The organism is Corallococcus sp. EGB, from assembly GCF_019968905.1.
Taxonomy (GTDB): domain Bacteria; phylum Myxococcota; class Myxococcia; order Myxococcales; family Myxococcaceae; genus Corallococcus.
In genome coordinates this window covers 1,618,691-1,631,140 of the sequence record NZ_CP079946.1, presented here as the reverse complement: position 1 = coordinate 1,631,140, position 12,450 = coordinate 1,618,691, and the positions used below count along the sequence as shown (strand labels likewise).

The 12,450-nt window shown below is 70.6% G+C and carries 12 protein-coding genes; 3 read left to right on the top strand and 9 right to left on the bottom strand.

What is annotated here, in order from left to right:
- Positions 1-7: 7 nt before the first annotated feature.
- From KYK13_RS06705 to rplU, 6 genes are all read right to left on the bottom strand, one after another.
- Positions 8-1,429 (bottom strand): hypothetical protein, encoded by a 1,422-nt coding sequence (locus tag KYK13_RS06705; protein ID WP_223642848.1) that lies wholly within the window; start codon positions 1,427-1,429, stop codon positions 8-10.
- 14 nt (positions 1,430-1,443) lie between these two features.
- The gene (locus KYK13_RS06700; RefSeq protein ID WP_223642847.1) at positions 1,444-2,244 is read right to left on the bottom strand and encodes an outer membrane lipoprotein carrier protein LolA; all 801 of its coding nucleotides are present in this window, start codon (positions 2,242-2,244) and stop codon (positions 1,444-1,446) included.
- Between the two features lie 81 nt (positions 2,245-2,325).
- Positions 2,326-3,009, bottom strand: a complete 684-nt coding sequence (locus tag KYK13_RS06695; RefSeq protein WP_223642846.1) for an RNA methyltransferase — start codon at positions 3,007-3,009, stop codon at positions 2,326-2,328.
- Between the two features lie 4 nt (positions 3,010-3,013).
- A complete protein-coding gene (obgE, locus tag KYK13_RS06690; protein ID WP_304504097.1) occupies positions 3,014-4,303 on the bottom strand; it encodes a GTPase ObgE in 1,290 nt (429 codons plus the stop codon).
- A 128-nt stretch (positions 4,304-4,431) separates the two neighbouring features.
- Positions 4,432-4,707 (bottom strand): 50S ribosomal protein L27, encoded by a 276-nt coding sequence (gene rpmA, locus KYK13_RS06685; RefSeq protein WP_014394223.1) that lies wholly within the window; start codon positions 4,705-4,707, stop codon positions 4,432-4,434.
- A 46-nt stretch (positions 4,708-4,753) separates the two neighbouring features.
- On the bottom strand, positions 4,754-5,062 hold the full coding sequence (gene rplU, locus KYK13_RS06680) for a 50S ribosomal protein L21 (protein ID WP_014394222.1): 309 nt from the start codon (positions 5,060-5,062) through the stop codon (positions 4,754-4,756).
- 272 nt (positions 5,063-5,334) lie between these two features.
- On the opposite strand from rplU, the gene KYK13_RS06675 reads away from it, so the two are divergent.
- Positions 5,335-5,709 (top strand): hypothetical protein, encoded by a 375-nt coding sequence (locus tag KYK13_RS06675; protein WP_223642845.1) that lies wholly within the window; start codon positions 5,335-5,337, stop codon positions 5,707-5,709.
- Between the two features lie 32 nt (positions 5,710-5,741).
- On the opposite strand, the gene KYK13_RS06670 is transcribed toward KYK13_RS06675, so the two are convergent.
- Positions 5,742-7,778 (bottom strand): serine/threonine-protein kinase, encoded by a 2,037-nt coding sequence (locus KYK13_RS06670; RefSeq protein ID WP_223642844.1) that lies wholly within the window; start codon positions 7,776-7,778, stop codon positions 5,742-5,744.
- A gap of 177 nt (positions 7,779-7,955) precedes the next feature.
- Between KYK13_RS06670 and KYK13_RS06665 the strand changes: the two genes are divergently transcribed.
- Positions 7,956-8,918 carry an isopenicillin N synthase family oxygenase gene (locus KYK13_RS06665; RefSeq protein WP_223642843.1) on the top strand — a complete coding sequence of 321 codons (963 nt, stop codon included), beginning with the start codon at positions 7,956-7,958 and terminating at the stop codon, positions 8,916-8,918.
- On the opposite strand, the gene KYK13_RS06660 is transcribed toward KYK13_RS06665, so the two are convergent.
- Positions 8,911-9,849, bottom strand: a complete 939-nt coding sequence (locus tag KYK13_RS06660) for a hypothetical protein (protein WP_223642842.1) — start codon at positions 9,847-9,849, stop codon at positions 8,911-8,913. The two genes, KYK13_RS06665 and KYK13_RS06660, sit on opposite strands and share 8 nt — an antisense overlap.
- A gap of 115 nt (positions 9,850-9,964) precedes the next feature.
- On the opposite strand from KYK13_RS06660, the gene KYK13_RS06655 reads away from it, so the two are divergent.
- Positions 9,965-11,002, top strand: coding sequence for a carbon-nitrogen hydrolase family protein (locus KYK13_RS06655; RefSeq protein ID WP_223642841.1), 1,038 nt, complete (start codon positions 9,965-9,967; stop codon positions 11,000-11,002).
- Here the strand turns inward: KYK13_RS06655 and gatB are convergent.
- Positions 10,999-12,444, bottom strand: a complete 1,446-nt coding sequence (gene gatB, locus KYK13_RS06650; RefSeq protein WP_223642840.1) for an Asp-tRNA(Asn)/Glu-tRNA(Gln) amidotransferase subunit GatB — start codon at positions 12,442-12,444, stop codon at positions 10,999-11,001. The genes KYK13_RS06655 and gatB overlap by 4 nt on opposite strands.
- Positions 12,445-12,450 lie beyond the last annotated feature (6 nt).

Sequence of the window (12,450 nt, the reverse complement as noted above, 5' to 3'; positions counted from 1 at the left end):
GTGGGCGCTACCTTGGATCCTCGGGCTCCAGCTCGCGCTCCTCGACGGGCGGCGGCTGCGGGCCCGAGCCCTTCGTCGGCACGGCCACGCCCTCGCCCAGCGGCGTGGGCTGGCACTCGCACACGGTGCGCCGCGAGGCGGACTCCGTGACGAAGGCGCACGTCGTGGGGCACTCGGGCTGGCGCCCCTCCTCCACCAGCGACACCGCGTAGCTCTTCGCGCCCTGGAGCGCGGCATGGCACGCGGGCAGCGTCTTCGACAGCGACGCCCACGGCAGCCGGTGCTGGGTGTTGGCGCCGCGCGTGGCCGCCGGGAAGCTCAGGCCCACCTGACAGCCCGTCTCCAGGCGCTGACCGTCCGCGCCCCGGGGCTCCACGTACAGGCGGACGCCCTCCGGCACATCCCGGAACACCTCGCCGGAGAGAGCCACCACGCCGTCGGGCTCCGTGCGCACGAAGATGCCGTAGCAGGCCTCCTCGCTGAACGCGCCGCCCTCGCCCGCGCACTGCTGACGGCCGCCGCCTTCCGGCGTGCGCACGTGGGGCCTGCGCAGCACGAGCGCCCCACCCTGCGCGTCCACGGTGGCGGTGAAGCGGCCCCACACGTCCGGCCCCAGCCGGCCCAGGCTGCTCTGCGACGGCCAGCGCCCCGCGGCCTCCATCACCAGGGGCTTCACGCCCAGCCCTTCCGCCACCTCCACCGAGTCCACGACGAAGGTGCGCGGCGGCAGGCCCGCGGCCGTCTCCAGCGGTTGCAAGCCCTGGCCCAGCGCGGGGTCCACCGCCAGTCGGGAGAAGGGCTCGCGCGTGCCCAGCACGAAGGGGCCGGTGATGCTCGCGTCCCCTTGCGTCACCTGCACGGCCAGCAGCGGCCAGTCGCCCAGCGGCTCGCGGCTCAGCTCCACCACGTGCGACTCGCGCACCGCGTCCGTCGCGCGCAGCTCCGCGTCGTAGTCCTCCCGGGGACGCGACGCGGTGAAGGTCACCTCGCGGCGCAGCGGCTCCACCGTGAGGGCATAGGGGAACAGCACGTCCTGCCCCAGCGTCACCGAGCAGCCCGTCTCACCGGAGAGCAGCAGCGTGCGCAGGAGCGGCGCCACCGGGCCCACCGTCACCGTCGGCGCCGGCACCTCCGGCCAGGAGCGATGGCCTCCCGAGGCTTCCGGCACGCGCGCGGTCCCGGCGGGCGCGGGCGGCGCGCCGTCGAAGCAGGCCGTGGACACGAGCGACAGTGGCCGCGTGACGTCCAGCACCACCGGCACCGCCCGGTTCCCCAGCCGCCCCGCCACCGTCAGCCGCAGCGCGGGCGACGACAGCAGGGGCAGCGTCTGCCCCACGAGGCTCGTGGGACGTGGAGGGCTCGTGGGCGCGCCGGGGTGACACCCCGCGCCCAGCACCAGCACGCATCCCGCCAGCAGCACGCCGCGCATGGTGGGCGGCCGTCCTACTGCGCCTTCTTGGTGAAGTCGTCCACGCGGGTGCCCTCGGGCGGGTTCAGCTTGAAGCTGTCCGCGGAGATGCCCACGTTCGTCTTCAGGTCCAGGAAGGCGATGGTGTTCTCGCTGCCGTCCGGATCCACCACCGTGCTCTTGAGCACCTGCGCCGTCGAGGGGTCCACCTCCAGGCGCACCTGGCGGAAGCGCGGCTCGTTCTTCAGCGGATCCAGCACCAGCAGCGTGCCCTTGCAGTCCTTGCAGTCGCCCTTGGTGATGGCGAACTCGTCCGCCAGCTTCCCCTGGCCGAAGAGGAACGTCACCGACGCGGACAGCTGGCTGGTGTCCATGGCCGCCACCGACAGCGTCTGCGCCTCAGGGTCGTACATGTAGACCTTGTTGCCCGCGAGCACGAACGTCCGCTTGGACGGGTTCTCGTACTCCCAGCGCATCAGGCCCGGCTTCTTGTAGGTCACCGTGCCCGTGGACGTCTGCGTGCGGCGGAAGGCCTTGTACTTGTAGTCCTGCTTGAAGCCCGCCTTGAAGTCGCCCGTCTTCTCGTAGAAGGCCTGCATCCGGTCCACGAGCGACTTCACCTCGGGAGTCATCGGCTTGGGCGCGGGCTTCGGGGCGCTGGCGGCCACGCTCGCGTCGCCAGACGTCGCGGCGGGGGGCATCGCGGCCGTGCCGGCATCCGAGGGAGCGGCGGGCTTGGCCGCGGCGGCAGGGGCCTTGGCGGTCGCCGCGGGCTTCGCCACGGGCGCGGTGGGGGCCTGCGTGAGCAGCGTGAAGAGCAGGGATTCCAGCAACATGGCGTGCGCCTCCGGAGCGGGCACCTGGGGCGCCCGCAGGGTCCATCTACCGCATCCGGACGGCCCCCGGGGGACCGGCATTCACCGCTGTGTGGCTTTGACCAGACGCTTCCGCTGCTTCACGCCCAGCAGGTAGAAGCGCTCCCGCAGCTCCTGGGCCTCCGTGGGCGTCAGGTCCCCGGAGCCCCCCGCCAGGTGCTCGTCCCGCCAGGCGACCGCCCGGGTGATGCTCGCGGACGCGGCCGCGGAGATGTTCAGGCTCTGGCTGAAGCCCTTCATGGGCACCCAGAACGTGCCATCCACGCCGGTGAGCACATCGTCGCTCACGCCGTAGCGCTCATTGCCGAACACCATGGCGAACCTGGTGTCGAAGCGCAGGCTGTAGAGGTTGGTGGCCCCCTCGCGCAGCGCCGACGCGTAGAGGCTGAAGCCGCGCCCCTTCAGGTGCTCGCGGCACTCCGCGAACGTCTTGTAGAGGTGCACGTCCAACCACTTGTCGCAGCCCTGGGCCACCCGCGAGTTGGGGATGAAGGGCGCCTCCGGGTTGATGACGACGTGCACCTCTTGCACGCCCATGGACTCGCAGGTGCGCAGCACCGCGGCCATGTTGAAGTTGTCCTCCAGCCGGTCGAGGACCACCACGAAGTTGCGCGTGCGCTGGCTGACGACGCGGTCGATCTTCTCCTTGCGCACGTCGAGCAGGAACTGCTCCGGCTCGACGGCTTCGCGCTCGAACTTCTCGTAGCGAGGGCCTCCTCCCGCCATCGGTTCAGCGCCTCCCGCCCGACTTCTTCGCTGGCGCCTTCCGGGCGGCCTTCTTCGCCGGAGCCTTGCGCACCGCCTTCTTCGCGGCGGCCTTCTTCACCGGCGCCTTGCGCGCGGCCTTCTTCGCCACGGGCTTGCGAGAGGCCTTCTTGGCGGCGGCCTTCTTCGCCGCGCCCTTGCGCACCGCCTGCTTCGCGGCCTTCTTCCCCGGTGTCTTCTTCGCGGCGGCCTTCGCCGGAGCCTTGGTGGCGGCCTTCTTCGCCGGCGCCTCGACGTGGAGCTTGTCGGTGCGGCCGGTGAAGAGCACCTCCGCCACCGCGTCCATCAGGGCCTGCATGCCCTCGCCCGTGGCGGTGGACACCGGGTACACGCGGATGCCCCGGCGGCGCAGCGCCTCCGTGAAGGGCCCGAGCCGCTCCCGGCCCTCCGTCAGGTCCTGCTTGTTGGCGGCCACCACCTGCGGCTTGGTGGCCAGCTCCGCGCTGTACTTCTTCAACTCCGCGTTGAGGATGTTGAAGTCGTCCAGCGGCTTGCGGCCCTCGCCCTCGGCGCCCATGTCGATGAGGTGCACCAGCACCTTGCAGCGCTCCACGTGGCGCAGGAACTGGTGGCCCAGGCCCACTCCCTCGCTGGCCCCCTCGATGATGCCGGGGATGTCCGCCATGACGAAGGACAGGTTGTCCTTGTACTGGACCATGCCCAGGTTCGGCACCAGCGTGGTGAACGGGTAGTCCGCCACCTTCGGCCGCGCCCGGCTCACCCGCGAGATGAACGTGCTCTTGCCCGCGTTGGGGAAGCCCAGCAGGCCCACGTCCGCCAGCAGCTTCAGCTCCAGCCGGAGGGTGATCTCCTCGCCCTTCGTGCCGTCCTGCGCGAAGCGCGGCGTCTGGCGCGTAGAGGTGGCGAAGTTCATGTTGCCCAGGCCGCCCCGGCCGCCCTTGGCCGCCACGAAGCGCTGGCCCGGGTCGCTCAGGTCCACCAGCAGCTCCCCCGTCTGCTCGTCGCGGATCAGCGTGCCCACCGGCACCTGGAGCACCAGATCATCGGCGCCGTGACCATTGCAGTCACTGCCCATGCCGTGCTCGCCGTTCTTGGCGCGGTGATGCTGCTGGTAGCGGTAGTCCAGGAGCGTGGTCAGCTGCGGGTTCGCCACGAACACCACGGAGCCGCCATTGCCGCCGTCCCCGCCGTTGGGGCCGCCGCGCTCGATGAACTTCTCACGCCGGAAGGCCACGGCGCCGTTCCCGCCGTCTCCCGCCTTCACGTAGATGCGTACTTCGTCGACGAACTTCATGGGGCGACTGCCCTCCTGGAAAAACACGAAGCGGGCCGTCCTCGCATCCGCCCGTTCCCATGGGAACGGAGGACCGGGAACGACCCGCTCGGTAATGCCCGTGCCCTGGGTCGCCCCAGGGCCACAGACTAGGCGCTCGCCTGCTCGGCGGCGGCCGGGTACACGGACACCTTCTTCTTGTCACGGCCGAGGCGCTCGTACTTCACCACGCCGTCCACCGTCGAGAAGAGGGTGAAGTCGCGACCGAGCTTCACGTTCGTGCCCGGGTGGATGACCGTGCCGACCTGACGGACGAGGATGCTGCCCGCCGTGATGGTCTCACCGCCGTACACCTTCACACCACGGTACTGCGGGTTGGAATCACGCCCGTTGCGCGAAGAACCCTGACCTTTTTTATGGGCCATGACACCTGCTCCTTGAAGTTCGTGTGGGGAATGCCCGGAAAGACGGCTAGCCGGAGATCGAGGTGACCTTCACCTCGGTGTACGGCTGGCGGTGGCCACGGCGACGGGTCCAGCCTTCCTTCTCCTTGCGGAAGTGCAGGACGCGGCGGTGCTTGTCCTGCGCCAGCACCTTGCCCACGACCTTCGCGCCCGCCACCGTCGGCTGGCCCACCTTCGGGCTCTCCGAGCCGCCCAGCAGCAGGACCTCGGTGAACGAGACCTCGGCGCCGATATCACCGGCGATCTTCTCGATCCGGACCACGTCGCCCTCGGCGACGCGGTACTGCTTTCCGCCCGTGCGAATGACTGCGTACATCGTCGAACCCCTGTCAGCTTCGGGTTGGTTCAACCCATGGAATCCAACGCGCATTTCGGACGGCGGACCGCCCGGCGCGCTAAAAGACGGCGGGACTTACGAGAATCCCGAGGGGGAGTCAAGGCAGTTGGCGGATCAACCCGCCCCCCGGCTCCCTATTTGCCTTTGAATAGAATTCCCGGAATAAAGTCCACTGGACCGCGAACGGGCGCTCACTAGGATGCGCTCCGGTTGCTTTCCACCTGTACCTCATCCCTGAGGGGGAGAATATCATGAAGAAGATCCTGTTCGGTCTGGCGGCCATGGCTTCGCTCACGCTCACCGCTTGCGGCGGCGACTACTGCGATCGCAACGAGGACGTCGCCAAGGACCTGTCCAAGAAGTTCGAGGAGTGTGGCTTCGACGTCAGCGGCAACCCGACGAAGCCGACCGATGCCGAGAAGGACGCCTGTAAGGAGGCCCTGAAGGACTGCTCGGACGACGACAAGAAGAAGCTGGACGCCGTCGTCGACTGCATCGAGGGCGTGAAGACCTGCTCCGACAAGTCCTCCACCGAGCAGCAGCGCATCCTGTCCGACATCGTGGCCTGCTCCACCAAGGGCGGCTCCGTGAGCGCGGCCTGCGCGGCGTCCATCAACGCCGACTAGTCGTCGCCTCGTCCGCGGCACCTGCCGTGGTGTCAGGGCCCGGTTCCCTCCCCAGGGAATCGGGCTCTTTCATTTCGGGCGTGGGCCAGGCGCGCCCCCAGCGCCCGTCCCACCACGCGGCGGCGCTGCTGATACTCCCACTCCAGCGGATCCAGCTCCAGGCCGCGCTCGTAGGCCTCCAGGGCCCGCTGGAGCTGGCCGTCGCGCTCCAGCGCACTGCCCGTGAGGAAGTGCACGCGCGCGGTGCCCACCGCCCGGGGCTGCTCGGCGAGGAACTCGCGGCGCAGGGCGTCCGCCTGGATCGCCGTGAGGCCCGCCTCCAGGCACCGCGCCACGCCCCGGGCATTGCCCAGCCGGGCATCATAGCGGGCCCGGCGCTGCGGCACGCCCAGGGTGTCCCCCGCGTCCCTCACGCGGAGCAGCATGGTCTCCAGGCGCGAGCGCTGCCCGCGCGACAGGGGCCGCTGTCTGAGCGCGGACAGGGCGCTCCACAGCTCGCGCGCCCGCTCCCGCGCGGAGTCCAGCTCCACGTCCCGCGGCACCCCCAGCACCGTGTAGTGGGTCCCCTCCCCGGCCAGCTGATCGCGCCACAGCGCCAGGACGCGCTCGGCCTCCGCGTCGTCCGGAGGCTCCCGGGAGGCGGGCGCCGGAGAGACCGGAGCGCCGGCGAGGTGCTGCTCCACGCGGGCCTTCAGCGCGGCGGACGGCGCGACGAACTGCACGCCGAAGCCCGGGCGCATGCCCCAGGCCTGGGCCTGCTCGGGCGAGACGTGGCGCACCACCTCGCACGTGACGGACAGCGCCCCCGAGGCCAGGGGCAGCACCACGCGGACCTGGGCGAACAGCGGAGGCAATTCCCCTGTCGCGTGAAGGAACACGCCCCCGCGCGTCAGGTCCGAGCCCGTGAAGGTCCGGGGCTGAGCGCCCGGCTGCAACACCACCTGCACGGCCCCCGGGAGCGTCCTTCCCCCGGACGGGCCCGGCGGCTCCAACAACGGGGTGCGCCGGGGCCCCGTGACCGGAGTCCCAGGGGAGGCCCCCGCCGAGGGACGAGGTGCGGCCACGGCCGCCCGCGCCAGGGGGGGCCGCACGGCGAGGGCCTGCTCCAGCGCGGCGCGCAGGGCGAGCGCGTGGGGGAAGCGCTCATCCGGGGTCTTCGCCAGGGCCCGCAGCACCACCGCCTCCAGCGCGGCCGGCACCGAGGGACAGATGGCGCGCGGGGCCGGCGGCTGCCGCGTCTGGTGCGCCACGAGCTGGGCGGTGAGCCCCTCGTCGGGAAAGGGCAGCCGCCCGGTGAGCAGCTGGTAGGCGATGACGCCCACCGCGTACAGGTCCGCGCGCCCGTCCAGGCGCCGGCTCAGGGACTGCTCCGGGGCCATGTACTCCGGCGTCCCCACGATGATGCCCGCCACCGTCTCCGGCATGCTCGCGTCCACCAGCTTCGCGATGCCGAAGTCGAGCACCTTCACGAACGGCATCCCCCGCCCGCGCTTCACCAGGAAGATGTTGTCCGGCTTCAGGTCGCGGTGGACGATGCCCCGCGCATGCGCCGCATGCAGCGCGTCACACACCTGGGCCAGCACGGGCACCACCGCCCCGGCCGACATCGCCGTGCCCACCCATGCGGACAGCGGCGCGCCCTCCAGGAACTCCATGATGAGGTAGGGCCGGGGCGCCGCGGCGTTGAGGTCGAAGATGCTGACGATGTTCTCGTGCCCGATGAGGTTGACCGCCCGGGCCTCGGCATGGAAGCGCTGCACCAGCTCCGGGTAGCGCGTCAGGTGCTCGTGCAGCACCTTCACCGCCACGCGGCTGCCAATGGACACGTGCTCGGCCAGGTAGACGGACCCCATTCCGCCCCGGCCTACCCGGCGCACCAGCCGGAAGCTGCCCATCTGGGTGCCCAACAGCGGATCCACCTCCTCCGAAGGGGCCACGGCGGCCGGCGACTCCCCGGTGCGCGCACCCCCGCCCCCCGCCTCCCGGACGAGCGTGTCGCACGACGTCTCCTCGCCATGTCCAAGCCCGCACGCTGAGCACGTGCGCTCGTTCCTCGCGACTTCGGCCATACCGCGCCCCCCTGGCCAACTCCCTGCCCAATCTGCACATCCTGGAAGCCCTGCATCCATTGCCGCCAAGGATGGGTGTCGCAAAATGAGGGGGGCACCCGGCCCGTGGGCCGGGGTGACGGTTGGGCGGCGGACTGCGGCGTGTCAGGAAGATGTCACGCGGGTAGGATGCGCGGCATGTCCCGCTCGGCTCGACGCATCCCCACCGTGAACCTGTCCCACTACCGCTCCGGCACTCCCGAGGAGCGGGCCCGCTTCGTCCAGGTGTTTGGCGACGCGCTCAAGGAGTTCGGCTTCGTGACCGTGGAGGGTCACGGCGTCGACGACGCGCTCATCCGCCGCACCTACTCGGACGTGGAGCGCTTCTTCCAGCTGCCGGAGTCCACCAAGACGCGCTACGCGGTGCCGGAGCGTCCGGGGCAGCGGGGCTTCATGGCGTTTGGCCAGGAGCACGCGAAGAACCGCAAGGTGGGGGACCTGAAGGAGTTCTGGCACGTGGGCCGCGAGCTGCCCGTGGGTCACCCCTACCGCGAGGACTACGGCGCCAACGTCTGGCCGGAGGAGGTGCCCACCTTCCGTGAGCACACGCTGACGCTCTACCGGGAGCTGGACGGCGCGGCGACGGTGATGCTCCAGGCGCTGGCGGAGTACCTGGGCATCGAGCGCAACACGCTCAGCGACATGACGGTGGACGGCAACTCGGTGCTGAGGCTCATCCACTACCCGCCGCTGAAGGACCGCTTCATCCCGGGCGCGGTGCGCGCCGCGGAGCACGAGGACATCAACTTCATCACGCTCCTGTGCGAGGGCACGGCCGGCGGCCTGGAGCTGCTCACGCGCGACGGCGAGTGGATTCCGGTGGACACGCTGCGCGGGCAGATCGTCGTGGACTCGGGCGACATGCTGAGCCGGGTGATGAACGGCGTCATCCCGTCCACCACGCACCGGGTGGTGAACCCGCCCAGCCCCGAGCAGGACACGGTGCGCTACTCCATGCCCTTCTTCGTGCACCCGTTCTCCGACTGCATCCTCAAGCCGCTGCCGCAGACGGAGACGCCGGACAACCCGGCGCGCCACCCGCCCATCACCGCGGACGCGTTCCTCAAGCAGCGCCTGCGCGAGCTGGGCTTCCTCAAGTAGCCGCCGCCAGGGCGATCAGCTCCTCCATGGGCACGCGGAAGTGGCGAGTCCCTTCCGCGCCGTGGAGCCAGCTTCCCCGGCCCTTGAGCCACGAGGGCTGCCACGGGCGGCCCGTCTCATCCGTGAGGATGACGCGGGCCCCGGGCCCCAGGCGCTGGTGGCCCCGGTCGTAGAGCGAGAAGAGCTGGAGCTGGAAGGCATCGTCGTAGCCGCCCCCGAACAGGACGTGCGTGTCGCTGACGACGATGGCGTGTGCGCCCCGTACCGGTGAGCGCCAGAGCGTGGAGGGCTGGCCGGGCCGCATGCGCACGAGCGGGAAGTCCGTGTAGCTGTAGAACCAGGTCTCCCGCTCCGAAGCGACGTTGAGCGCGTAGCAGTCCGAGATGCTCTGCTCCCCGGGCAGCGCCATCCGCACGCCGCTCTCCTGCCGCCGTCCCAGTGCATCGAAGCGCACCAGTCCGTCCTCGCCGATGGGGCGCCGGGTTTCATCCCCGCCCCAGCCCCGGTTGCCGAAGACGCCTTCATCGAAGTAGCTGACCCAGACCTGTCCGTCGGATGTCGCCTGCACGTCAGCGATGCCGTCCCCCAGGGTGAGCTCGCGCGACAACGCACCTTCGGGCTCGTAGACGTGGGCGTTGCGCTCGTGCGCCCTCTCGGAGAGGTAGCGGCACCGCGCGTTCACGAGCAGCACCTCACCGCCCGGGAGCGGCTGGACGTAGTCGAAGTCCGGGGCATCGCGAGGCAGCGTGAATCGTTCCCAGGAGTCCCACGCGTCCGCGAAGTGGAGGACCTCGTCGCCATCACCCTCCCCGTCCGCGAGCCACCACACGGTGGTGTCGGGCGCCACGCCACGGGCCTTCGCCTTCCGTCCCGCGAGCGCCTCCGCCGCGTCGACGAACGGGTGCACTTCGACGTGGAGCGTCCTCTTCATGTGCGTCACGGGTCCCCCTGATGGGCACGGCCTCGACGGTGGCATTGCTGGAACCTGACGGTCCATGTCCGGGCCGCTCGCGCGGCCTGGAGGCCGGTGCCATCCTCGCGGCACTGTGGCCTCCTCCCTCGACCTGTTCGCCATCCAGCCGCGCGTCACGCTCGACGACTACGCCTCGCAGGCGACGTTCGCCTCGCATCACCGGGCGCTCGCCGCCCGCGTGGACGCGCTGCGGCCTCGCGACCCAGAGGGCCGGCCGTTGAATCCCGCGCTCGCTGTCTGGCCGGAGATGGTGGGCGCGGCGCTGGGGCTGCTGGGGCACCTCCCGCGCGTCCGCCGCCGCAAGACGACGAACGGGGCGATGGCGCGCGTGGCGCTGGCGGAGTGGCTCGGCATGTTCCGCACGTGGAGCGCCTTCCACCCGCCGACGCTGGAGGAATGCCTCTACGCCACGGTGGCGCCCCGCGTGCACCGCGCGATGTACGAGACCTTCTCCGGCATCGCCCGGGACTTCGGGCTGTGGGTGGTGGCCGGCAGCGCGCTGCTGCCCATGAACCGTCTGGGCCCGGACACGCCCGAGTACGAGCCCGCGGGCGCGCGCACCTTCAACACCAGCTACACGTTCTCACCGGACGGGCACTGCGTCGCCGTCACGCGCAAGGTGAACCTGGTGCCCACGCAGGAGGACGTGCTGCACCTGAGCCCGGGCCGCCCGGAGGACCTGCCCGTGCTGGACACGCCGTTCGGGAAGCTGGGGACGCTCGTCTGCTACGACGGCTTCCGCGAACCGCACACGTCCGGCGAACCCTATTTCGTGCCCTGCGCGCAGTACCTGGACGCGCTGGGCGTGGAGGTCATCGCGCAGCCTTCCGCCAACGCGTGGAGCTGGGACGCGCCCTGGGCCTTCAACGCGCCCGGCGAGACGCAGCTGCGCCGCGAGCAGTGGTTCAACGAGGGCCTCTTCACGCAGCTGCGCACCCTGAAGCGCGTGCGCTACGCGGTGAACCCGCAGCTCACCGGCGGCTTCTTCGACAACACCTTCGAGGCCCCCTCGCTCATCCTGGAGCGCCGGGGGCCGGACGACGTGCACGTGCTCGCCCGGTCCGCCGCTCCACGCGGCGAGGACGTGCTCCACGTCACCGTGCCTCGCTAATCGCCCAGCTTCTTCTTGAGCAGCTCGTTGACGAGGCCGGGGTTGCCCTTGCCCTTCATGGCCTTCATCACCTGGCCCACGAAGAAGCCGTACACGCTCTTCTTGCCGGCCCTGTACTTCTCCACCTCGCCCGCGTTCTTCGCGAGGATGTCGTCCACCACCGCCTCGACGGCGCCCACGTCGCTGACCTGCGCGAGGCCCTTCTCCGCGATGATGTCCGCGGGCGCGCGGCCCGTGCGGAACATCTCCCCGAGCACGTCCTTCGCCGCGTTCGCGGACACCGTGCCCTTCTCCACCGTGGTCAGCAGCTCGCCCAGCTGCGCCGGGGTGAAGCTCAGCGCGGAGAGGGGCGTGCCCTCCTCCTTGAGCAGGCGGCTGAGCTCCCCCAGGAACCAGTTGGAGAGCTTCTTCGCGTCGGAGACGTGCTTCGCGCAGGCCTCGAAGAAGTCCGCCAGCGGGCGCTCGGCGGTGAGGATGCGCGCGTCGTAGGCCGGCAGGCCGTACTCGCTCATGAAGCGCGTGCGCCTGGCGCGCGGCAGCTCTGGCAGCAACTGCCGCTGTGCGTCCCTCAGCGCGTCCGACACGAGGAGCGGCGGCAGGTCCGGCTCCGGGAAGTAGCGGTAGTCGTGCGCGTCCTCCTTGGAGCGCATGGACCGGGTGACGCCCTTGTTCACGTCCCAGAGGCGCGTCTCCTGGTCCACCTTGCCGCCGGACTCGATGACGTCCACCTGGCGCGCGGCCTCGTACTCGATGGCCTGCTTGAGGAAGCGGAACGAGTTGAGGTTCTTCAGCTCGCAGCGCTGCCCGAACGTGGTGGAGCCCTTGGGCATCACCGACACGTTGGCGTCGCAGCGGAAGCTGCCCTCCTCCAGGTTGCCGTCGTTGACGCCCAGGTACACCAGCACGTCGCGCAGCGCCTTGAGGTACTCCACCGCCTCGTCCGCGTCGCGCAGGTCCGGCTCGCTGACGATCTCCATCAGCGGCACGCCCGCGCGGTTCAGGTCCACCAGGCTCTGCCCCGCGGACGCGGACGCGTCGTGGATGCTCTTGCCCGCGTCCTCCTCCAGGTGGATGCGCCGCACGCGCACCTTCTTCTCACCGGAGGGCGTGTCGATGATCAGCTCGCCCCACTCGCAGATGGGCTGATCATACTGCGTGATTTGATAGCCCTTGGGCAGGTCCGGATAGAAGTAGTTCTTCCGGCTCCACACGCTGGTGGGCTTCACCGTGCACCCGAGCGCCAGGCCCGTGCGCACCGCGTACTCCACCACGCGCTGGTTGAGCACCGGCAGCACGCCGGGCATGCCCAGGCACACCGGGCAGGTGTGGTGGTTGGGCTCCGCGCCGAACGCGGTGGAGCAGCCGCAGAAAATCTTGGACTGCGTGAGCAGCTGCGCGTGGACCTCGAGTCCGATGACCGTCTGGAAGTCGCTCAGGGGCATGGCGGT